This window comes from Actinocrinis sp. (assembly GCF_035946395.1).
Lineage (GTDB): Bacteria > Actinomycetota > Actinomycetes > Streptomycetales > Catenulisporaceae > Actinocrinis.
The window spans coordinates 1-22531 of the sequence record NZ_DASYZI010000153.1 but is presented as its reverse complement, the minus strand read 5'-3'; the positions used below and the strand labels follow the sequence as shown (position 1 = coordinate 22531).

The 22531-nt window shown below is 68.3% G+C and carries 17 protein-coding genes and 1 pseudogene; 7 read left to right on the top strand and 11 right to left on the bottom strand.

The annotated features are described in order from the left end of the window. Nucleotides 1-96: 96 nt before the first annotated feature. From VGS97_RS09925 to VGS97_RS09915, 3 genes are all read right to left on the bottom strand, one after another. Nucleotides 97-1086, bottom strand: a complete 990-nt coding sequence (locus tag VGS97_RS09925) for an ABC transporter permease (RefSeq protein WP_326853033.1) — start codon at nt 1084-1086, stop codon at nt 97-99. A 179-nt stretch (nt 1087-1265) separates the two neighbouring features. Beyond that, the gene (locus VGS97_RS09920) at nt 1266-2966 is read right to left on the bottom strand and encodes an ABC transporter substrate-binding protein (RefSeq protein WP_326853032.1); all 1701 of its coding nucleotides are present in this window, start codon (nt 2964-2966) and stop codon (nt 1266-1268) included. Beyond that, nucleotides 2963-4021 (bottom strand): ROK family protein, encoded by a 1059-nt coding sequence (locus VGS97_RS09915; RefSeq protein WP_326853031.1) that lies wholly within the window; start codon nt 4019-4021, stop codon nt 2963-2965. The genes VGS97_RS09920 and VGS97_RS09915 overlap by 4 nt, the downstream gene beginning before the upstream one ends. Before the next feature lie 247 nt (nt 4022-4268). Between VGS97_RS09915 and VGS97_RS09910 the strand changes: the two genes are divergently transcribed. After that, the gene (locus VGS97_RS09910; protein WP_326853030.1) at nt 4269-5006 is read left to right on the top strand and encodes a DUF4232 domain-containing protein; all 738 of its coding nucleotides are present in this window, start codon (nt 4269-4271) and stop codon (nt 5004-5006) included. 85 nt (nt 5007-5091) lie between these two features. Here the strand turns inward: VGS97_RS09910 and VGS97_RS09905 are convergent, their stop codons facing one another. Then, nucleotides 5092-5520: a CBS domain-containing protein gene (locus tag VGS97_RS09905; RefSeq protein WP_326853029.1), complete on the bottom strand. Its 429-nt coding sequence runs from the start codon at nt 5518-5520 to the stop codon at nt 5092-5094. 284 nt (nt 5521-5804) lie between these two features. On the opposite strand from VGS97_RS09905, the gene VGS97_RS09900 reads away from it, so the two are divergent. After that, a complete protein-coding gene (locus VGS97_RS09900) occupies nt 5805-7550 on the top strand; it encodes a fibronectin type III domain-containing protein (RefSeq protein ID WP_326853027.1) in 1746 nt (581 codons plus the stop codon). 102 nt (nt 7551-7652) lie between these two features. Here the strand turns inward: VGS97_RS09900 and VGS97_RS09895 are convergent, their stop codons facing one another. Then, complete coding sequence (locus tag VGS97_RS09895; protein WP_414641676.1) at nt 7653-8633, bottom strand: undecaprenyl-diphosphate phosphatase; 981 nt, start codon at nt 8631-8633, stop codon at nt 7653-7655. Between the two features lie 459 nt (nt 8634-9092). Between VGS97_RS09895 and VGS97_RS09890 the strand changes: the two genes are divergently transcribed. The 3 genes from VGS97_RS09890 to VGS97_RS09880 are packed head-to-tail and all read left to right on the top strand — an operon-like array spanning nt 9093 to nt 11738. Continuing rightward, nucleotides 9093-10085: a hypothetical protein gene (locus VGS97_RS09890; protein ID WP_326853025.1), complete on the top strand. Its 993-nt coding sequence runs from the start codon at nt 9093-9095 to the stop codon at nt 10083-10085. A 47-nt stretch (nt 10086-10132) separates the two neighbouring features. Next, nucleotides 10133-11017, top strand: coding sequence for a DUF4397 domain-containing protein (locus VGS97_RS09885; RefSeq protein ID WP_326853024.1), 885 nt, complete (start codon nt 10133-10135; stop codon nt 11015-11017). A gap of 46 nt (nt 11018-11063) precedes the next feature. After that, nucleotides 11064-11738, top strand: a complete 675-nt coding sequence (locus tag VGS97_RS09880) for a class F sortase (RefSeq protein WP_326853023.1) — start codon at nt 11064-11066, stop codon at nt 11736-11738. Nucleotides 11739-11800: 62 nt separating this feature from the next. On the opposite strand, the gene VGS97_RS09875 is transcribed toward VGS97_RS09880, so the two are convergent. Beyond that, nucleotides 11801-12139, bottom strand: a complete 339-nt coding sequence (locus tag VGS97_RS09875) for a hypothetical protein (protein ID WP_326853022.1) — start codon at nt 12137-12139, stop codon at nt 11801-11803. Between the two features lie 568 nt (nt 12140-12707). Between VGS97_RS09875 and VGS97_RS09870 the strand changes: the two genes are divergently transcribed. Beyond that, nucleotides 12708-14273, top strand: a complete 1566-nt coding sequence (locus VGS97_RS09870; protein ID WP_326853021.1) for a N,N-dimethylformamidase beta subunit family domain-containing protein — start codon at nt 12708-12710, stop codon at nt 14271-14273. Between the two features lie 5 nt (nt 14274-14278). On the opposite strand, the gene VGS97_RS09865 is transcribed toward VGS97_RS09870, so the two are convergent. Together VGS97_RS09865 and VGS97_RS09860 are read right to left on the bottom strand one after the other, a co-directional pair. Then, nucleotides 14279-15322 carry a sigma-70 family RNA polymerase sigma factor gene (locus VGS97_RS09865; RefSeq protein WP_326853020.1) on the bottom strand — a complete coding sequence of 348 codons (1044 nt, stop codon included), beginning with the start codon at nt 15320-15322 and terminating at the stop codon, nt 14279-14281. A gap of 5 nt (nt 15323-15327) precedes the next feature. Continuing rightward, a complete protein-coding gene (locus VGS97_RS09860) occupies nt 15328-16788 on the bottom strand; it encodes a DHA2 family efflux MFS transporter permease subunit (protein WP_326853019.1) in 1461 nt (486 codons plus the stop codon). Nucleotides 16789-16988: 200 nt separating this feature from the next. On the opposite strand from VGS97_RS09860, the gene VGS97_RS09855 reads away from it, so the two are divergent. Next, nucleotides 16989-18344 (top strand): IS4 family transposase, encoded by a 1356-nt coding sequence (locus VGS97_RS09855; protein ID WP_326853018.1) that lies wholly within the window; start codon nt 16989-16991, stop codon nt 18342-18344. Between the two features lie 36 nt (nt 18345-18380). Here the strand turns inward: VGS97_RS09855 and VGS97_RS09850 are convergent, their stop codons facing one another. From VGS97_RS09850 to VGS97_RS09840, 3 genes and pseudogenes are all read right to left on the bottom strand, one after another. Further along, a complete protein-coding gene (locus VGS97_RS09850) occupies nt 18381-18932 on the bottom strand; it encodes a hypothetical protein (protein WP_326853017.1) in 552 nt (183 codons plus the stop codon). A 166-nt stretch (nt 18933-19098) separates the two neighbouring features. Beyond that, entirely contained in the window at nt 19099-20349 is a 1251-nt protein-coding gene (gene ltrA / locus VGS97_RS09845) for a group II intron reverse transcriptase/maturase (protein WP_326853016.1), read from the bottom strand. A 1000-nt stretch (nt 20350-21349) separates the two neighbouring features. Next, nucleotides 21350-21547 (bottom strand): annotated as a pseudogene (locus tag VGS97_RS09840) (tyrosine-type recombinase/integrase); the annotation flags it as partial. Nucleotides 21548-22531 lie beyond the last annotated feature (984 nt).

Here is a 22531-nt window from a genome sequence, read left to right as displayed (position 1 = left end):
TCACCGCCAGGCTCAGCCGGCCCATGGGGCCAGCTCGCCCCCAGCCCAGGGCGGGCTCGACAACCACGCCGGCGCTCTGGAAGGCCGCGCTCACGGCTACCGCTTCCCCCTGGTCCTGGGATCGAGCCACAGCGTGGCCAGGTCGGAGATCAGCACCGCCACGAGGACGGCGACCGTGATCATGAGGAACAGTGCCTGCATGAGCGGGAAGTCCTCGTCCTTGACCGCCTGGAGGAGGATGTAGCCCAGGCCCGGGTACGTGAAGACGTACTCGACCAGGATGGCGCCGCTGACCACGAAGCCGATCGACATGGCGAACCCGGTCAGGTTGGGCAGGATGGCGTTGCGACCGGCGTACTCGAGCATGATCCGAAACGGTGAGAGCCCTTTGGCCCGGGCCATCCTGACGTAGTCCTCCGCCAGCGTCGTGATCATGTTGTTGCGCATGGTCAGGATCCAGCCGCCGATCGAGGTGATCAGCAGGGTCGCGGCGGGCAGCACCGCGTGTTGCAGGACGCTGCCGACGAAGCCGGGCGAGAATCCGGGTACCAGGCTCGTGTCGTAGTTGAAGTCGCTCGGCAGCAGGCCGCCTGACCACACCGAGAAGACCAGGATCAGCAGCAGCGCCACCCAGAAGTACGGCAGCGCCGAGGTGACCACGAACAGCGGCGGCAGCACCGCGTCGAGCAGCCCGCCGCGCCGCCAGCCCGCCACGATGCCGATCAGCGTGCCGAACAGGAAGGCCAGCACCGTGGTGATGCCGACCAGGCCGAGCGTCCACGGCAGCGCCTGGCCGACGATCGTGGTCACCGGCTCGCCGAGGGACTGGCCGATGGACAGGCCCCAGTGGCCGGTCAGCATGTTGCCGAGGTAGTCCAGGTACTGCACGCCGACGTTCTGGTTCGGCTTGAAGCCGAAGGAGCTGAGCATCTGCTGGAGCGTCTCCGGCGAGACCTTGCCGCGGGTGCGGTCGCGCAGCGCGTTGACCGGGCTGCCCGGCATGAACCGGGGGATGAAGAAGTTCAGCGTCAGCGCCGCCCACAGGGTGAGCAGGAAGAACCCGGCGCGGCGCACCACGAATTTCACCGAGATCGACTCCTCGTGCTCGTCCTGTCCCGGCGCCGTCCCGGGTTGCTGGCCCGGGACGGCGCATTCAGGCGCCTACTGTGCTTGGCCGGACGACGGTGTCCGATTGACCGCTGCGTCCGATTGACTGCTGCGTCCGAATCGACTTCCGTGTCCGGCCGACTGCCGTGCCCGGCCGACTACTGCGCCGACTTCGAGTACAGATGCAGGAGCACCTGCCCCGCGTCGGGGAAGTTGAACGCCGCCGGCTGGGCGTACGGGTCCGACTGCGTCGGCCAGCCGCCGATGTCCGCGGTGTTGTACTGGAACCAATCGACCGACTCGGTGACCGGGATCAGCGGGACGTCCTTGACCATGTAGCTCTCGATCTGCTTGATGATCGAGACCTGGGTGGCGTCGTCCGCGGTGGCGTACTGGCCGAACAGCGCGTCGACCGCGGGGTTGCGGTAGCGCTCGTAGTTGCCGTTCGCCGGCTGGCCGAGCGGCGCGGTGTTCGCCGAGTGCAGCATCTCGCGCAGCTCGTAGTACGGCGTGGGACCGCCGGTCTGCTCACCGTAGTAGGCCAGGTCGTAGTCGCCGTTGAACAGCTTCGTGTCGAAGGTCTGCTGTGCCAGGTCGCTGACGGTCAGGTTGATCCCGATCGGGGCGAGTTCCTGCTTGATCACCGCGAGCGAGGCGTCCCAGTCGGTGTAGCCGGTGATGGTGATGACGGTCAGGTTCAGCGGGTGCGACGGCGAGTAGCCCGCGCCCGCCAGCAGCGCCGCCGCCTTCGAGGCGTCCGGCTTGTCGTATCCGGCGGCGGAGGTCGCCGACGCGTCGTAGTACTTCTGGAACGTCGGCAGCACCACGCCGGTCTGGTTGGCCGGCGGCTCCTGCCCGCCCTCGCCGATCGAGGAGACCTGCGAGCGGTCGATCGCGGCGGTGATGGCCTGGCGCACGGCGAGCGTGCCGGTGGCCTTGTGCGAGGGGTCGAGGTTCGGGAACAGCGAGACGTTGAGCACCGGCGGCGACCAGGTGTGGTTGTCGGCGGACTTGCTCAGATAGAACTGCTGGATGCCGGGGATGAACTGGCTGCCCCACTGCGCCTTGCCGCTGGCCAGGTCGAGGTTCGCCGGGCCGTTGTCCAGGTAGGCGGGGTACTCGACCTTCTGGATGTACGGCTTTCCGGCCTGCCAGTAGTTCGGGTTCGCGGTGTACTGGATGTTGTTCGGCGTGCACGGGTTGACCGTGAACGGTCCGGTGCCGACCGGGTTCGCGTCCTTCCACGTGTCCGGGTGCGCGGCGGCGTCGCCGGTGGAGAAGACGTGCTTGGGCACGATCGTCACCTGGTCGGCGAAGAAGAAGAAGTACGGCTGCGCGGGCTGCTTGAAGGTCAGCGTCACCTGGTTGCCGGAGGCGGTGGCGCTCTGCATCCCGGCCGCGGTCCACAGCGCGTACAGGTCCGTCGCGGGGACCTGCTTCATCAGGTTGAAGGTGAAGGCGACGTCGTCGGCGGTGAACGCCTGGCCGTCGCTCCACTTCACCCCGTCGCGGATGGTGAAGACGATCGAGGTCTTGTCGGCGTTCCACTGGTACGAGGTCGCCAGCATCGGCGTCTCGGCCTCGTTGTTCAGCTCGTCGACGAAGACCAGCGGCTCGTACACGAAGCCGTTGGACTCCAGGTACGCCGCCGGGTTGAACGGGTTGAAGCCGCAGGTCCAGGTCTGGCCCTGCTCGTTGGAGATCGTGACGGTGCCGCCCTGCTTGTGCGGACCGTTCTGCGAGGCCGTGCCGCCGCCTCCGGTCGAGGAGCCGCCGGCGCTCTTGTGCTGAGTACTCGAACATGCGCTCGCGACGAGGCATATCGCCGTCACGGCGGCGAGAAGCCCGGTGCGTCTCATCCTGACAGTCCCTTCGTGAGAGTCTCGTTTCCGGCAGCGCGCTGCTCGCCGTCACCGTGCCGTGCATCACTGTGTTCGATGACACCGCGTTCCACGACGCTGTGTTCGACGACGCCGTGCTGTTCGGCTTCACTGTGCTGTTCGGCTTCGCGAGCCGCTGCCAAACCCAGCGCGAGCGCCCCCATCAGCGGGGCGTCGTACGGGTACGCCGCGCGCACGAGCTCCGGCGGGAACGGTACGGCGGCGTCCAGGGCCCGGCGCAGCCCGTCGCGCAGCAGGTCCCAGGAGCGGACCATGCCGCCGCCGACCGCGATCCGCGCCGGATCGATCGCGATGGCCAAGTTGACCAGATGGAAGGAGAGTTCGGCGACGAAGCGGTCGAACAGCCGCAGCAACCGGGGATCCTCGGCCGCGCGGGCGAACACGTCCGCCGAACCGTCGGCGTCCGGGAGCAGCGCCGCCGCCTCAAGCATCAGGGACTTGCCGCTGACGGTGTCTTCGAGCGGGACGCGGTCGGCCGCCGCGGCGCCGACGTCGCCGAGCCGCCGCAGGTTGTAGCCGATCTCCCCGGACGCGCCGTTGCGGCCGTCGACGACCGCGCCGTTGGCGACGATCGCCACCGCGAGGCCGGTGCCGAGGTTGAGATAGATCGCCGGGTCGCAGCCGACCAGCGCTCCGGACTCGGCCTCCACCCGGGCGGCCGCCTTGACGTCGGTGGCCAGCCGGATCTCGGCACCGGGGAACGCGCCGCGCAGCTCGCGGCCGAGGGCGAGGCCGTGCCAGCCGGGGATGTTGGGGGCCAGCGCCACGCCGTCCTCGCCCGGGATGCCGATGGTCGCCACGCCGACCGCGGCGAGCCGGCGGCCCGGGGCGACCCGGCTCAGCAGGTCGCGCCCCGCCGTGATCGCCCGGTCGAGGCTGGCGTCCGCGCCGAGGTCGGGCAGGGTTTCGTGCACCGCCGAGCCCAGCCGCGTGCCATCCGGGGCCGCCACGGCGAGGGCGGTCTTCGTGCCGCCGAAGTCCAGCCCCAGCACGACCGGTGCGTCCAGGTCCACGCGTCTGCTCCCGAGTCCGGTCCGATCTCGGCCCGACTGGGCCACTAATTCGTAAGGAAACTAAACTATATAAGGTGAGGGCGCGCAATGACCTCGGCGAAATGATCGATAACAGCTGGGCAACGGCCGCGCCGATCACCGGGCCGCAGGCCGGCCGCCGGACCGATCGGGTTCAACCGAAGCGCGGCGCGGCCGTCCCTGGGAATGGAGGCGAAGTCCGCCTGCCGGGCTCAGTGGGAGGCTCCTGGTGATCGACACGAAGTTCATGAGCACCGTGATCGGCCTCGCGTGCGTCACGGCGGTGGGGCTGTCGGCAACCGGATGCGCCGCGGCGGCCGGCGCGGCACCGGTGGGATCCGGACAGAGCGCGGCACCGCTCGGCGTGCCGTCATCGAGCACCGTGCCGGCGAGCGCTCAGCCATCCGGCGCGGCGCTTTCGAACGCGCCGTCAAGTCCGGCCGCGGGAGCGCCGTCCGCGAACCAGAGCACCGCGGCGGCGAGCGGCACCGCGTCCGGAACCGCACGCTGCCACACGCAGGATCTGTCAGCGTCCTTCACCGTCGTCAACGGCAGCGCGGGCGCCGGGAACATCAGCTACAACCTCAGGCTGACGAACACGTCGGGCCGTCTGTGCACGATCTACGGCTTCCCCGGCATGCTGCTGCTCAACGCCCGGCACCAGCCGCTGCCGACCAACGTCGTGTGGGACTCGCTCGTCGCCAAGAGACTGGTCTGGCTCATCCCCGGCGGTTCGGCCGCGTCGACCGTCCGGCTCTCCCCCGACGTGCCCGGCGCCGGCGACAACGGCACCCCGGCTCCCGGCCAGCAGTGGACCTGCGAGCCCACGGCGTACGACATCGAGGTCACCCCGCCCGACGAGACGACGCAGCTCGTCACCGCCGTCGCACCGGCGACCCCGGTGTGCTCGCGGGGCATGATGCAGGCCTCCGCCCTCATCGCCGGCGGCACGGGCCCGAACCAGTGACGCGATGAAGCAGGAGTTGAAGCAGCAGTTGAAGCGCTGAAGTACGGCGGCGCCGATGCACCGTTCGGGTGGATCGGCGCCCGGTTCAGCCCTGGAGATAGTCGATCAGGTGCTGCCGTTCGTCCTGGAGCTGGTCGATGGTGCTCTTGACGACGTCGCCGATGCTGACGATGCCGATCAGCCTGCCCTGCGACACGACCGGGATGTGCCGGAAGCGGCGCAGGGTCATCGTCTCGCGCAACTCGTCGAGCGGGTCCTCCGGGCCGCAGGTCCGGACCTGGGACGTGGCGATCCGCGACACCGGGGAGTCGAGGACGGCGGCGCCCAGGTCGTTGAGCCGCCGCACCACGTCGCGCTCGGAGACGATGCCGGCGACGGTGAGCCCGTCCGAGGAGACCACCACGGCGCCGATGTTGTGCCGGGCCAGCAGCGCGAGCAGGTCGCGGCACGTGGCGTCGGGGCGGATCGTGACAACGTCGTGTCCCTTGTGCGCGAGCACGTCACTGACCCTCATTTGTCTGGTCCTCCGCTCTCCCGATCAGTGCGAACCGTCCTTTTCACCCTGACCGAGAAAGCCGCGCACCGCCAGCCCCCGTTCGGCTGCACCGGCCGCATCGCTGCGTGGCCACGCCGCCGGGAACGCGCGGCCGGGGCGCCGCGCGACCGACTGATTTCGAACCTTGACTGCCCGGCCGGGGCTCAGTACCGTCCGCCGGGAGAGCGCTCTCCCAGCTATGCGAGTTCCTGCTGCCTGATAGATCAGTTGTCAATGAAGACCGACTGATGGGAGTCGGATCCATGAAATCTGTGCCCCACCCCGCGGCCGCCGCGACGGCCGCCCTGCTGGCTTTGGCCGGCCTCGGGTTCGGCGCCTCGGCGGCCGCGGCGCAGCCGCTGCGGGCCGCCGCCGTCAACCCCGCCGCGGTCAGCGTGCCCCCGACCCCGCCGAGCGAGGAACTGCACGCCAACGCGAACTCCTCGATCACCATCGACTGGACCGCGAGCACCGGCGCGACCAGCTACAACATCTACCGGAGCACCACGTCCGGCGCCGAGGGCAACACCCCGATCGCCTCGGTCACCGGCACGACCTACACCGACTCGAACCTGAGCAGCACGCCGATCTACTTCTACGAGATCAGCGCGGTGAACTCGGCCGGCGAGTCGGGCCGCACCGCCGAGGACGCCTCGAAGACCCCGCCGCCGATCGGCACCGGCGGCAACACGCCGGGCGTGGCCTCCGGGAACGGCGAGCTCTACTACTGCAAGGACGCGCTGCTCGGCGGCTTCGACTGGTTCCAGACGCTCACCGGCTGGTTCCCGCAGGACCTGGGCTCCTCCGGGTCCACGTCGCCGACTCAGCAGGTCGTCGACATGGCCTACGCGCAGGCGGGCACGCTGACGTTCAACAACGTCGTCGTCCCGACCGCGGGGCTCTACACGATCGACTGGCGTTACGCCTTCCAGGGCGGTCTGTTCCCAGGCGTCAACAACCGGCAGATGGGGCTCAAGGTCAACGGCGTGGTGATCACCAGCACCGAGCGCTTCCCGATCACCGGCAGCTTCGACGTCTACCAGCACTCCGCGCTCCAGGCACATCTGAACGCCGGAGTGAACTCGATCTCGATGCTCGCGGTCTCCGACCACGGGGTCTCGCGGGTCGACCAGCTGACGGTCACCCCGGCGACGTCCTCCGTGCCCAGCGGTCCGTCGAACCTGGCGGTGACGGCGGGCAGCGGCTCGGCCGCGCTGTCCTGGACGGCGAGCGCGAGCGGCAGCCCGACCTCGTACAACATCTACCGCGGCACCATCTCCGACGGCGAGGCGGTCACCCCGGTCGGCACTGTGAGCGGCACGACCACCACGTTCACCGACACCGGCCTGACCAGTGGTAAGACCTACTTCTACAACGTCGCGGCCGTCAACGCGACGGGCGTCTCGCCCGACTCGAACGAGGTCACCGTCGTTCCCGGCAGCGGCGGCACGGTCACCGTTCCGGCCGCGCCGACCGGGCTCGCGGCGAGCGCGGGCAACGGCTCCGTGGCGCTCTCCTGGACGGCGAGCACCGGGGCCACCAGCTACAGCGTGTACCGGGGCACCGCGGCCGGAGCGGAGGCGGCCACCGCGGTTGGCACCAGCACCACCAACAGCTTCACCGACACCGGGCTGACCAACGGCACGAAGTACTACTACGTCGTCACCGCCTCGAACTCGGCGGGCACCTCCGCCAAGTCGGCCGAGGCCAGCGCGACGCCGGCCACGACCGGCGGCACGCCGCCGGGAGTGCCGTTCGGCGTCGTCATCACGCCGCAGACCGGGCACATCCTGCTGCAATGGGGCTTCGAGAGCGCCGCGACCAGCTACCGCGTGTATCGCGGCACGACACCGGGTGGTGAGGGCGCCACACCGCTGGTCACCGTCACCTCGCCGACCTACACCGACTCCGCGGTCACCAGCGGCGTCACGTACTACTACCAGTTCACCGCGTTGGACGCGGGCGGCGAGAGCGCGCGCACCGCGGAATTCAGCGCGACCGCCAAGTAACCCGCCGAGCCAGGCGAACGGGTTCGCCGAACCCGCCGTCGGCCGAAAGCCGGCCGCGCCGCGAACTTTCGCGGCGCGGCCGGCGCAGCAGTGCCGGTCCGGTCAGTGCGTGGCGAACCAGCCGATGCTGATCGCGCCGCCGAGCAGGCAGTAGACGGCGAACGGGGTCAGCGTGCGGGTGGTGAAGTAGCGGGTGAGGAATCTGACGGACAGGTAGGCGGCGATCCCGGCGGTCAGGAAGCCGGCCACGATCTGGCCGTGGATGTGCGCTCCGGCGGGCCCGGCGAGACTGGGCAGTTTGAGCACGCCGGCGGCCAGGATGACCGGGGTGGCCAGCAGGAAGGAGAACTTCGCGGCGTCCTCGTGGCTCAGGCCGCGCAGCAGGCCCGCGGCCATGGTGATACCCGAACGGCTGATCCCGGCCAGCAGCGCGAAGGTCTGGAACAGGCCGATGATCCCGGCCTCCTTGTAGCCCAGCGTCTCCAGCTGCCGACGTCCGCCGACCTGTGCCGCAGCGGGGGTGGCGGCGCGCCGTCCGCCGTCGGCGACCCCCACGTCACCGGCGGCGGACACACCCGCGCCGACGCCGACCAGTTCCGTCGCGGCGGCGGGCGCCTGCTCGGCCCGCTTGCGCAGCCGCTCGGCGCCGAAGAGGATCACGCCGTTGATCGTGAGGAAGATCGAGGCCGCGAGGGGCTTGGCGAACAAGGTGCGGAAGGTGTGTTCCAGCGCCAGGCCGGTGAGGCCGACCGGGATGGTCGCGATCACCAGCAGCCAGGCCAGCCGCTCGGTGGACGTCTCGATCCGGCGGGTGCGCAGCGTGGTGATCAGCGCGGTGATGATGCGCACCCAGTCGCGCCAGTAGAACGTGATCAGCGCCAGCGCGGTGGCCACGTGCAGCGCCACGATGAACGCCAGGTAAGGGGACTGCTCCGAGGTCTTCGAGGAGTTCTCGGTGACCAGGTGCTGCCAGGACCCGCCGATCCACGCGGGCACCAGCACCGAGTGCCCCAGGCTGGAGATCGGGAACAGCTCGGTGACCCCCTGTAGGAGGCCGATGACGATTGCCTGGAGGTACGACAGTTCGGTCACGCGATCAACCCGGTTCTCGTGGCGGACGGTATGGGTGCGACGGCGCGCGGCGCCGGCACGACTTGACCGCCCGAAACTACTACAAGTTTGTAGATCCATATAGTCCGACGTGTCACGGTTCACCCGGCGGTCATGCGCAGTTCAACCGGCACGCCGATCCCGGCGATGCTGTAACGTTGAGTCAGGAGTCTAATACTCAGCGCGTTCCGGTATTGCCCGGAAGTCCGGCAGACGTCCGGCTTTCGGCTGCTATAGGCGGCTATGTTCATGGTCTGCGAGCAGCGGCCTGCTCGTTTTGTTCCAGGACGGTCACCACTTCTTCCTTTCCGCGGGTACTGCTGCCAATCTGTGGCAGAGTGCGGGAACCGGCCTGTGAGGGCGGCCGTCACACGGCGATCACTCCGCTGTTGTCGAACACTGATTTCACCGTATGCCGAGGGGGGTGTGCGCGTGCCGAACGACCCGAGGGGCCAGTCCGAGGCGATCGAGCGGATGCTCGATACGCGCCAAGAGGCTGAGCACGCCGAGCGGCGGTCCGGGCTCGTTTTCCGGTTGCGGCGACCGCGCCGGCAGATGATCATCAGCGCTTTGATCGTCGTCGCGCTGGCCGCCAGCGGCGCCGCCGCCGTCCTCTCGACCCACCGCGACGCCACGGCCACGACCGCCTTCTCGCCGTCGCCGAGCGGCGCGACCGCGTCGGCCGTGCCCGGCGCGACCCCGGCCGAGATCCAGGCCGCGCAGTGGGTCGTGACCAACGCCGGGCCGGGCCGCGTGGTCGCCTGCGACGTGACCATCTGCGACCTGCTGAGCCAGGACGGCGTGCGGTCCGTGGTCCTGGTCGCCGCCGTGCCGGACATCAACGGCGTCGAAGCCGCCCAGGTCGTGGTCACGACAGCGGCGTCGCGCAAGGCCCTCGGCACCGCGCTGAGCACGATCACCTCTCCGGAACCGCTCGCCGCGTTCGGCAACGGCGACGGCGAGGTCGAGGTGACGACCGTCGCGCTGAAGGGAACCGACGACTACGCGCGGCTGCTCATGCTGGATCGCGGCTACCGCGAGCGGGTCGGTTCGAGCCTCGCGCGCAACCCGCGGATCACGCTGATCGACCCCGGGGACGCCGACACGCTGGCCAACGGCATGGTGGACAGCCGGCTGTGCTCCCTGCTCGCCCTGATCAGCGCCTCGCACAAGATCACCGTCTCCTCCTTCGACGCACCGGCCCCCGGCGCGGGCCAGGACGTCCCCACCGCGACGATGATCATCTCCGCGGTGGACGGCGTCTCGGCCACCGGGGACTCGGCACAGGCCCGGGCGCTGCTCACCCTGCTGGCCTCGCAACAGGCGCCGTACCGCCCCGCGGCCGCCGTCGCCGAGACCGGCGGCCTGAGGATCGCCTTCGAGCAACCCGAACCGCTCGGCTTGATCCCCGGCGCAAAGCCCTGATCCAGCCGGGCGCCATCGCGCCCCGCAGTCTTCACCGGAGCCAGCCGATGAGCGCACGGATCCGCAGGCGGACGACCGCCTGTCTCACAGCACTGACGTTCGCCTTCCTGCTCCCGCCGACGGCCACCGCCGCCGACACCACGTCCACGATCGGCTGGGTCCGGCTCGCCCACCTCTCCCCCGACACGCCGCCGGTCGACGTGTACCTGTACCCGTACGGCGGCACGACCGCCCAGCTGACGCTCAAGCACGTCGCCTACGGAACGCTCTCGCCGTACGAATCGCTGGCGCCCGGCGACTATCTGGTGGCCATGCGCGCGGCCGGCGACGCGGCGACCGCGGACCCCGTGATCAGTACTCAGGTCGACGTGACCGCGGGCCGGGCGTACACAGTCGCCGGTCTCGGCACGGCCTCGGCGCTCACCCTCAAGGTGCTCAGCGACAACCTCGACACGCCGCCGGGCAAAGTCAGCGTGCGCATCATCGAGGCCTCACTACACAACCCGACGGCGTCCGTCGACGCGGGCGGTGAGACGCTCGCGACCGGCCTGCGCTTCCCGGACGTCACCGCCTATCAGACGCTCGATCCGGGCGTCGGCGCCGTGCGCGTCTCCACGCAGGCCGGCGACAAGACCGCACAGCTGGACTTCGCCGCAGGCAGCACATACACCCTGGCCGTGCTCGACGGGGCCGGTGGCAGCCCGCAGATACTCGACCTCAGCGACGCGACCGGAACCAGCGTCCTGCCCAAGGGCGGAGTCAACACCGGCTTCGGCGGCACCGCGGCCCAGCCGACCGGCGCACCGACGCAGCCGGCCGGCCCGACCACGCAGCAGGGCCGCGGATCCGTCGTCCCGGCCGGCTGGGGTGTGCTGCTGATCGCCGCGGTCGTGGCGGTGCTGTTCGGGCTCTCCCGGCAGCGCCGCAAGTGAGCAGGCCACAAGTGGGCAGGCCGCAGCTGAGCGGACCGGGCCGGCCATGAGCTGGAAGCCCAAGCACGCGAGACCGTGGTCCTGGTTCGGCAGACGACGGCCGGCCGGGAAGATCGGCACCATCGCCGTGGTGCTGGCCGCCGTGGCGGGCGCCGGCCTGTGGGTGCTTTCCCACCACGGCACCGCCGGCCGCGCGTCGGCCGCGGTGACGATCGAGGCCTCGCCCTCGTCGCCCTCCGCCCCGGCGAGCGCTCCGAGCAGTTCTGCGACGCCGAGCGCGGCGGTCAAGCCGGTGTCCGTCGACATCCCGGCGATCAACGTGCACACGACGCTGCAAATGCTCGGGTTGGACTCGACCGGCGCGCTGGAGGCGCCGACCAACCTGACGCAGGCGGGGTGGTACACCGGCGGCCCGGTGCCCGGCCAGGACGGGCCCGCGGTGATCGCAGGGCACGTCGACTCGTTCCGCGGCCCGGCGGTGTTCTTCAATCTCAAGGCTCTGAAGCAGGGCGACGCCGTCACGATCGGTTTGAGCGACGGACGGCGCGTCACGTTCCATGTGATGACGGTCCAGAACTATCCGAAGGACGCCTTTCCCACCACCGACGTCTACGGCGCGCGCCCCGACCCGGAGCTGCGCCTGATCACCTGCGGCGGCGCGTTCGCCGCGGGGCACTACCTCGACAACGTCGTCGTCTACGCCGCCCTGGCCAGTACCTGACCGGCATCCGGCTGCGGTGACGTCACGTCACGTCGACCCGATACCGGTCTCGGCATTCACACCTACAGGCTGACCGTCACACCCACACCCGCCGTGGCGGACACGTCGACGCCGATACCGCCGGAGCCGGCCGCGGTGACGCTGGCGAGGACGCCCGCCACCTGCGACTGGACCTGGTTCAGCGAGCCGTTCACCTGGCTCAGCAGCGACTGCACCTGCGGCCACACCTCGTTGGCGAAGATGGACGCCGCCTGGCCGGCCCAGACGTTGGGGTCGGTCAGGGCGAGGCCGTGCGCGACGATCTGGTTCAGGACGTCTGTCAGCGGTCCGTTGAGGAGTGCGGCCAGTTGATGGATGTGCATTTCCGCCTCAGCTGTGACCTTGACGGTTCCGTCGACCACGATGATGCTCCGTATCTTCTTCGTTTCCGGCGAGCCTGCCGCTTTCCGCCGTACGGTCGAGAACGTTAAATGGCGATGACCTCTGGGGACGTCCAACGGACGGTTGATTTCCTCGCTACTGCGGTTGTTATACGCACCGTCAGATAATGTCTGCCGCACGCGATGGGTCCGCGTCGCGCCACGGCAACGCCACCGGCACCAGTTACAGGCCCATGCGGCGGCGGCATCCAAGGGCAGCAGCTTCCGAGTGCAGTGCCATTCGAGGACAGCGCCATCCGAGCACAGTGCCATCCGAAGGACTTGAGCAACCGGGTCGACACCTCGCGCGTCCGTTCGAGGCGAGCCGGGTTAGGCTCGGGACGAGTTGACGGCGATGGGTGACGGCTCAGGCGGGCAAGGTGAAATGGCCGCTCAACACAGTGCGCGGAAGCAAAGGTCAGACCGCGACGCCGACCGCGAGACTGCGGACCGCGACGAGACGTATCGCCGTGGTACAGACCGCGGTGACACGGACCGCAGTGGCACAGACCGTCGTAGTACCGACCGCGGTGGTATGGGCCGTGGTGGTATGGACCGCAGGCGGGTGCTCGGCGTCGCGGCGGCCGTCGCCGGAGCAGCAGGCGTCGGCGCGGCGGTCATCGGCGGGTACGGCGACTCCGGCTCCGGCCCCTCATCCGGCTCCGCAGCCGCCGGTTCGACGCCACCCACCGGCGCCGCGACGAGCACCACGTCGGCACCGGTCGCCGAAGCGGACCTCCCGGGCAACAACGACTGGCGGATCATCAACAGTTCGCCGCCGCACGCCATCGAGGGCTACGCCGACAAGGTGAGCGTCGTTCCGGGCGAGTCGGTCGGGCTGCGCGTGTCGACGGCGTCGGCCACGTTCCGGGTCTCCGCCTACCGCATGGGTTACTACGCGGGCGCCGAGGCGAGGCGCGTGTGGCAGTCCGACGCGGTGCCCGGCAAGAAGCAGGGCGCCGCCCAGCTCGACTCCGGAACCAAGACCGTCCACACCGCGTGGCAGAACTCGCTGACCGTGCCCACCACCGGCTGGCCGGAGGGCGCCTATTTGCTGCGGCTCGACGGCTCGGACGGACATCAGTCCTACATACCGTTGATCGTACGATCGACCTCGGGCGCGGGCAGGGTCGTCCTCATGCACGCCCCCGCCACCTGGCAGGCGTACAACCTCTGGGGCGGCTACAACCTGTACCAGGGACCGGATGGTTCGTACGACACCCGGTCCTACGTCGTGAGCTTTGACCGGCCGTACGAGAACGACGGGGCCGACCGGTTCATGGTGTACGAGCGGGCCGCGGTGGCTCTGGCGGAGCGGCTGCGGTTGCCGCTCGCGTATACGACCGGGATCGACGTGCACAACGACCCGTCGGTACTCAACGCGGCGCGCGCCGTGATCAGCCTCGGCCACGACGAGTATTGGACGCCGCAGCAGCGCGCATCGGTCACCAAGGCCAGGGACGCGGGCGTGAACATCGCCTTCCTCGGCGCGAACACCTGCTTCCGGCGCATCCGCTTCGGCTCCTCGCCGGTCGGCGCCAACCGGCAGCTGATCTGCTACAAGACCGCGTACACGATGGACCCGCTCTACGACAGGGAACCCGCGCAGGTCACCACCGACTACCGGGCCGCGCCGGCCGCGGACCCGGAGTCCTCGATGACCGGCGTGCTTTACGAGGGCTACCCGGCGGACGCGCCGTTCGTGGTGCACGCCGCCGACCACTGGCTGTTCCAGGGCACCGGGGTGAAGAACGGCGACAGCTTCGCGCACCTGGTCGGGGTCGAGTACGACCGGGTCACCCCGGACCAGCCCACGCCGCGGCCGATCCAGATCATCGCGCACTCGCCGCTGGTCTGTAACGGCAGGTCAAGCCACGCGGACGCCGCGTACTACACGGTGCCGAGCGGCGCCGGGGTGTTCGCATCCGGCACGATGCGCTGGGTCGAAGGCCTGATGGCCGACACGCGCGACGACCGCACCGACCACGACATGGACCGCCGCACGGCCGCGTTCGTTTCACGCACGACGGAGAACCTGCTCCGGGCGTTCGCCGCCGGTCCGGCCGGACACATGCAGCCCACGCCGAAGGACAACGTGCACGAGGTCTACGGCTGAAGGAACTACGGCTGAAGCCGGTCGAGCTCCTCGGCCGTCGCAGTCAGCGGCATGCCGAAGAGCCTGATCAACCTCTTGTTCTCGGTGAACGCGGTCGCGTGGCTGATGCCGCTCTCGGAGAGCGTGAGCACCTGAACGTGCTGCGCTTCGAACGTCCCGTCGTCGAGCCGGCGATACGACGCGAACGCGGGCTGCCTGTTGGCCGAGGTGGGCACCAGCCGAATCCGCCCGGGCCGCTTGGTGAAGCGGTACGCGAAGAAGCGCGCGACCATCGCGTGCCCGGTGAACCACTGCGGTGCCGGAGGCATCTCGACGACGGCGTCCTCGGTGAACAGCCGGGTGAGCGCGTCGACGTCGGCGCTCTCGAACGCCTTCGCGTAGCGGTCGAGCAGCGCGCGGCGGCCGGGATCGTCGGGCTCCGCGATCTCCTCGCTGGCCGGCGCGAGCGCGTCGAGCCGGGCGCGGGCGCGTTGCAGTGAGCTGTTGACCGCGGCCGCGGTCATGCCCAGCTGCTCGGCGATCTGCGCCGTCGACATGCTCAGCGTCTCGCGCAGCAATAGCACCGCGCGCTGCCGCCCCGGAAGGTGCTGCAACGCGGCGATCAGCGCGAGCCGGATACCCGCGCGGAACGCCACGACGGCGGCCGGGTCGTCCGGCAGGGTGCCGATCATCCGGTCCGGCAGCGGCTCCAGCCACGGCACTTCGGCGCTGAACGTCGACGGCACCTCCGGCGCGTCAGAGGCGTGACCGAGCCCGGATGGCAGCACGCGGCGGCTACTGTGCTGCAACGCGTTCAGGCACGTGTTGGTCGCGATGCGGTACAGCCACGTGCGCAGCGACGCGCGTGCCTCGAACTGCGCGTAAGAACGCCAAGCACGCAGATAGACCTCCTGAACGAGGTCCTCGGCGTCGTGCACGGAGCCGAGCATGCGGTAGCAGTAGACCAGCAACTCGTGGCGGAACGGCTCGCTCAGCCGCGCGAACTCGTCCCTGTCCCGGCCGCTTTCCCCGTACTGTCCACCGCCACCGCGATGCTCGGCTACCGCCACACTCGTCACTCCTTCACGCTCCCCGCTGGCTCTAGCATCGCATCGCGTACCGACAGTGGCTTGTCAACCGTGGCCGCAGCAGCTGTCACGGCCTTACGCGCCGCCCCCGGAATGGCCAGGAAGGCGACCGCCCCGGCCAGCGAGAGCCCTGCGCAAACGGCGATCGCCGCCGTGAAGCCGTCGGTGAACGTGCGCGGTGTCGCATAGCTGCCCGCGGCCGTGAAGATCGGCGCGAGCACCGCGATCCCGAGCGCGCTGCCGAACTGGCGCAGCGTGTTGAAGACGCCCGACGCCTTGCCGATCTGTGTCGGCGGCACCGCGTTGATCACCGAGATCTGCGCCGCGGGCATCGCCATGGACAGACCACAGCCCGCGATGATCAGCGGTGTGATCATCTGCCAGTAGGGCATATCCGTGCGGGCGATCAGGGAGACCCAGAACATCCCGGCGGCCTGGAGCGCCAGGCCGGTGACCGCGAGCCGCCGGGCCCCGATCCGGTTCGTCCAGGCTCCGGCCAGCGGCGCGACGACGGTCACCCCGGTGGTCCAGGCGAGCATGTGCAGTCCGGCGGTCAGCGGCCGATCGCCGAGGCCGGTCTGGAAGAACTGCGAGATGAAGAACAGCGCGCCGTAGAGCGAGGCGTAAAGGAACACCGACCCGCCGTTGCCCGCGGAGAATCCGCGCGAGCGGAAGAGCGCCATCGGCACCATCGGCTCGCGGGCGCGCAGCTCCCAGAGGACGAACAGCACGACCGACGCAGCGCCCCCCGCGAGCGCCACGTCGACCCGCGCCGAGGCCCAGCCGTCCGAGTTGGCCGTCACCAGGCCCCAGACCAGCCCGAACGCACCGAGGGTGATCAGCGCGAGCCCCGTGGCGTCCACCGACCCCGCCGGTCCGCGGCTCTCCGGCAGCCGCCGCAGCGCCAGCGGCACCCCGGCCACGCCGAGCGGCACGTTCAGCCAGAAGATCCACTGCCAGGCCAGGCTCTGCGTCACCAGTCCGCCGGCGACCGGCCCGACCACCACCGCGACCCCCATCAGGCCGCTGAAGAGGCCCAGCGCCCGCGCCCGGCGCTCCGGTGGGTATACGGCGCTGAGCAGCGCCATCGCCAGCGGCATGATCAACGCCGCGCCGCAGCCCTGCACCGTGCGCGCGGCGATCAGCCAGCCGATCCCCGGAGCGAGCGCGCAGAGCGCGGACGCGACCGTGAACAGGCCGAGCCCGACGGCGAAGAGCCGGCGCCGCCCGAACCGGTCCCCGAGCGCCGCGCCGGTCATCAGCAGCACCGCGAAGCTGAGGATGTAGGCGTTGACCGTCCATTCCAGCTGGTCGATCGACGCGCCCAGATCGACGCGGATCCTGTTCAGGGCGGTCGCGACCACGGTGCCGTCCAGCGCCACCATCATCGCGCCCACCGAGGTCAGCGCCAGCGTCCAGCGCTGGCTCGACCTGCCGATGTCCCGCATGAGTCCTCCCGGCCATAGCCCCGTCGAACGGACCGCGGCGCGGCCCGTCGGTACAGACAGGCACGCGCCGCGGATTAATCGCAACGCCGTTCAGTTAGGCGTGGCGGGCGCGTGTCAAGGCCTGTCGGTAGGCAAGGCAGCGGAGCTCCTGTAGAAGAGGGCTGTCACTCCAAGACGTCCTCGGAACAGGGGCTCCGCTGTTGGACCAGGTTTCCATATCGCGTTCGGTTCGGGTAGCGGCCGGGGCGTGCGCGCCGGGGCATCTCGGTGAGCTGACCCGGGTCGTGCCCTTCGAGATGATCGATGACGTGCTCGAAAGTACCGGACGGGTTCAGGCGCGGGTGCGGGTGCTGCCCGCGCGGGTGGTGGTCTACCTGCTGCTGGCCGCCGCGCTGTTCGCGGACCTGGGCTACACACAGGTGTGGGACAAACTGTGCGTCGGGCTCGGGGACCAGGGCGTGGCGCGGCCGTGCGCCAGTGCGCTGCGCCAAGCCCGCGTCCGCCTCGGGGCCGGGCCACTACGGGCCCTGTTCGCGCTGATCTGCGGGCCCGCGCCCACGCTCGCCCGCGGCGCGTGCACCTACCGGGGCCTTGTGACCTGCGCGATCGACGGCACGATCCTGTACGCCGCCGACAGCAGGGCCAATCTCGCGCGTTTCCCCAAGCATCGCAGCGTGCGCGGCGAGACCGGGTACCCCCAGGTGCGGCTGCTGGCGCTGGTCGCCTGCGGAACCCGGTCGGTGATCGGTGCGGTGTTCGGCACCGACAAAGTCGGGGAGACCACCTACGCCGAAGACCTGCTCGGCCACCTGCACGCGGGGATGCTGCTGCTGGCCGACCGCAACTTCGCCGCCCAGAAACTGATCGAGAAGATCGCCGAGACCCGTGCCGAGCTGCTGATCCGGGTCAAGGCCGCACGCAAGTTGCCCTCGATCGGCCGGCTGGCCGACGGCACGCATCTCGCGCGCGTCGGCGCGGTCACCGTCCGGGTGATCGACGCGGAGATCTGCGTGCGCACCCGCACCGGGCGCGCTACCGGTACCTACCGGTTGGTGACCACGCTCACCGACCCTCGGGAGTATCCGGCGCTCTCCCTCGTGCGCCTCTACCACGAGAGATGGGAAGTAGAGACCTGTTATGCGGAGATGAAGGACACGATATTGGGAGGGCGGGTGCTGCGGGCCAGAACACCCGACGGGGTCGAGCAGGAGCTCTACGCGCTGCTCACCGCCTACCAGTTGCTGCGTACCGTCATGACGGACGCCACCGACAGCGTGCCGGACACCGACCCGGACCGCGCGAGCTTCACCGTCGCGCTGCAGGCCGCCCGCGACCAGCTCATCCTCGCTCACGCCATCATCGCCGAAGAGGAGGCCGACCTGGTCGGAGCCATCGGCCGCCGCGTACTCCAGCGCCTCCAACCGGCACGCCGACAACGAATCAAACAACGGATCGTGAAACGGGCGCTGTCCAAGTACAACGCCCGAGGCCCGGCCATCGATCGAACCACCTACAAGAGCACATTCAGCATCACCGTGCTGGCCAGCCCCGATTGACACAGCCGACCAGCACCTAACTGAACAGCGTTGGTCCTAACCTTCCAATCGGGAAGGCGGCAGGTTGAGTGTCAGGTTCGAGTGATCGGACGCAAGTTGGCCGATCACACCGAGGTCGGCACGTGCCTTCTCGTGAAAAACGTTGATCAACTGGAAAGCGCGGACGTGGAGGTCCTGCCACTCCTGAAGCGTTACGTCGACCAACCCGCGGACACGCCAGTCGATAGCGGCGATAGCGCGATTCAACTCGTGCGCAGTACTTACGACGTCCGGGCCGCCCAGCATGACCAACTGCTCGAACATGAGCGCCCGCGACCGCTCAGCGTCTGTGAGCGCGAGCATCAACGCATCGTGACTGCGGTCTATCGCGCGCAGACCTTCCCTGACCTCATAGACAAGCACGCTCGCATAGACCACATCCCGCACCCGGGCGACGTACGCGACGTAGGTCTCAAGTTTTCGTTCATCCCACCGAGCGTTAAGGCTGCGGCGGTCCTTGCTCCGCTCGATCAGGAAGCCCGTCGCGTACGACGTAAGCGCGCCGAGCAGGACGCCGACGATCGTGATCGCCTGAGTTGCCAGATCCATCCGCCCACTCCGTCTATGCGCGCTTCCCGGCGCATCCTAGGCGACGTGTCAAAGGTCTGGTAAGCGCAGATGCCAATGCTAGGAGTGTAGAATCGGGTAGGAGGGTCGGGTTGCCCGGCCCTCCTCCCACACCACCGGACATGCGGGTCACGCATCCGGCGGTTCGTCATGCTGATCTCAATCTCTGCCAGGTCGGATTCAGCAGTTTCAAGCCCTGGTCGGCCCAGTAGGATTTGGGCAGCGCCCGGTCCAGGACGGGCGACTTCGCGACCCGCCAGTAGCCCTTGCTGCTGGCAGCCCATTCCCGCGCCAAGCGCTCCGGGATGCCCAGCTGGCGCAGGTTCCGGCGTTTGGCCGAGTAGCGCTTCCATTCCTTCCACCGGATCTGCCGCATCCTGCGGCGCAGCCACTTGTCCAACTCGGCGAACACCTTCGGAGTGTCCGCGAGCCGGAAATAGCCCATCCACCCGACGATGTAGCGGTTGATCGTCTCGATCCGTTCTTCCATCGCGATCGACCACCGCCGCGAGGTCAGTTGTTTGATTCGGAACTTCAGGCGCTTCAGCGCCTTGGGATCGACCCGGATCCTGGCCTTGCCGCCCCGGACGAAGTAGAAGCCGAACCCCAGCATCGTCATGACAGACGCCGGAACCACCCTCGACTTCTCCCGGTTCACCTTCAGATGGAGCCTGGCCTCGATCACCTTCGCGATCGAGGCCAGCACCCTGGTAGCGGCCCGTTTGCTGCGCACGAAGATGCGAATATCATCGGCGTAACGCACGAACCGCAGACCACGCCGCCACAACTCCCGATCCAGGTCATCGAGCATGATGTTCGACAGGACCGGAGAGAGCGGAGACCCTTGCGGGGTCCCCTCGCTGCTCGCCGACACAATCCCGCCGTCCATGATCCCGGCCTGAAGGAACCGGCGGATCAGCCGCAACAGCCTGCGATCATCGACCTTCCTAGCCACCCTGGCCATCAGCGCATCATGCTGAACCCGGTCGAAGAACCGGTCCAGATCAAGATCCACCACCCAGCGGTGACCCTCCTCGATCGCCCGCCGCGCCACCCGCACCGCCTGGTGCGCGGAACGGCCGGGACGAAACCCGAACGACGACCCGGAAAACCCCGGATCGAAGACCGGCACGAGAACCTGAGCTATCGCCTGCTGAACAAAACGATCCAGCACCCGGGGCACCCCGAGCATCCGCGAACCGCCCCCGGGCTTGGGAATCGTCACCCGGCGCACCGGCCACGGCCGAAATACCCCAGCGTCGAGTTCCTCCCGTACCTGCACCCAGTGCTCACGCAGCCACGGCCGCAGTTGCTCCGTAGTCATGCCGTCCACACCCGGGGCGCCCCGGTTGGCCTCGACTCGATTAAGCGCCGCCATCAGGTTGGCCAGCGACAGCATTCGCTGCCACAGACCCTCCTGATCGCGGTGAACGACCTCCCCAGCGGGCGCCGACCGATCGCTACGCTCTGCCGCGGTACTCAACGGACTGCACCGTCCCCTTCCACGCCAGGCCCGCGCTGCGCGGGATGGCTGCGATCACCGCGACCGGCACGAGCACCACCAGATCACCCGTTCCACATGACGTTCGGCCCTTCCCGGCCCACCACACACATCCCGGCCGGTACTACGACCTCTGCTGACTTCTGCCAGGTCAGCCCACACCTCTCAGCGCAAACCGTCGGCGCGGCGAGCACACAGCACAACCGACACCCCGACAGACCTCCCCAGGTAAGAACGATCACCATCCCTGTACCACCGCCACGTTTACGCCCCAGCCTTCTTGGTGGTCACGGGCTTCACCATCCGTTGCTGGCTCACCCGACCGGACCGCCTCATACGTGATTCGTGTCCCTCGGTGCACAGGTCCCGCCTCGGGCTTCCTCCAGACCCCGCCTCACGACGACGCCCCTGCCTCCGGCTCGGAGTCAGTACCACCTCTTCCTCCAGGGGACTCACACCCCCAAGCAACCGCCCATGCTGGGCGCACAACACGAGTGGCCCGGTCATCGACCGGGCCACGTTGGTTGCGTATCGAGGCTCAGCGCCGTGCATGTAGGTGTCACAAGTGTCACAACTCGCCTTTCGGGCTGGTCAGAGGGCCTATTTCGATTGTGACACTGCTCCGGGGGGGCTGTCACAAGTGTCACAACGGCGGCGGCGCGGGCGGCGAGCGGCACCCTACGCCAAGCGAGGGGTGCGGCGGCCTGCAACGAGATCGTTTGCCTGATGTGTGCCTGAAGGCCCCGGGCCGGGCGTGATTATGTGGCTGACCAGGCCGTTTGCTTGAAAGAGCCACCCGCTCCGGAGGCGGGTGCGCAGGTTCGAATCCTGCCGGGGGCACCAGCCAAAAGGCCCCTCACCAGCTACGGCGAGGGGCCTTTGGCATCAGATTCTGACATCAGCGCGGCGGGATCTTGTGACGTGGTGGCCGCAAAAGCGCATCCATGATCTTGATGGCTTCCCGCTTCGACTTCTCGACGACGTGCGTGTAGACGTTCATCGTGATGCCGATCTCCGAGTGCCTCATCAGCTCCATAAGAAGTCGAGGCTCAACGCCGGCATCGGCCATCAGCGTCGCGAAGCCGTGTCGCGCACCGTGTAGGCGGACCGTTCGATCACAGGCTGTGTGCTATTGAGTCCGTCGGAGGCGAGATTCCTCGACAACAATACCAAATACAGCAAATTAACTACACGCTAAGGCAAGAAGCAGGGGCGCGTAGGGGCGCTCCGGGTTGCAATGAGTAGCGTGCACTTGTGCCGACGCTACGCAATCCCGAAATAGGTATTTGGTCTCGAACTCGCGTAGCAGTATCCTGAGGCAGGTTGCGCCTATCAATGTGCTGCCCTCGCTGAAGGAGTCAAGTTTGTTTGAGATCTTTAAGAATAAGTCCGGCACATTTTGGACTGCCGTGGGATCGAGTGCCGCCGTTGTATCAGCAGTGGCCGCAGTAGTCGCCCTCACTTATAGTGGGTCAGGTAGTACCTCGACGCCACGGGCGACACAAACCACTCAACTCCCCGTCATCTCGAGTAGCACCGGACCCAGTGCGCCATTTACTGACAGCAGCCAACTAGCGAGCCCGAGCTTCCAAGATCTCCCAGCGGGGCGAATAATTAGCGTAGGATATAACAATCTTGCTGCCGACCTGGTTCTTGGCAATACTAGCGACGGCACAAAGGTGGTCGGATGGGGTGAAAACGACGAACTCAACGGACAGAAATGGAGTCGAGTTGGGACTGGCAGTTATACAATGGTCGAGCATGAGCGGCTATTTATCATTCGAAACTTTATGAAGGATTCAGAGGTAATGACTACAACAAGCGACACGGGCCAGCAAAATCCTGGGGTCTATATTTCAAGTTTCGCAGGAACTAAGTATCAATACTGGTGGTTCGAGTCGGACGGCAGCGGTAATTTCACGATCCACAATGATGGGTATATTGGCTGCCTTACCGCCCATCCTGTGTCCAACAATAATGCATATCAACTCACGATAGAGAACTGCACGAGTGGTAATTCGACCCAGTCTTGGGAATTGCCCACAGTATGGGGCCAAGGCTGACGCATTCTCAGGTTGCG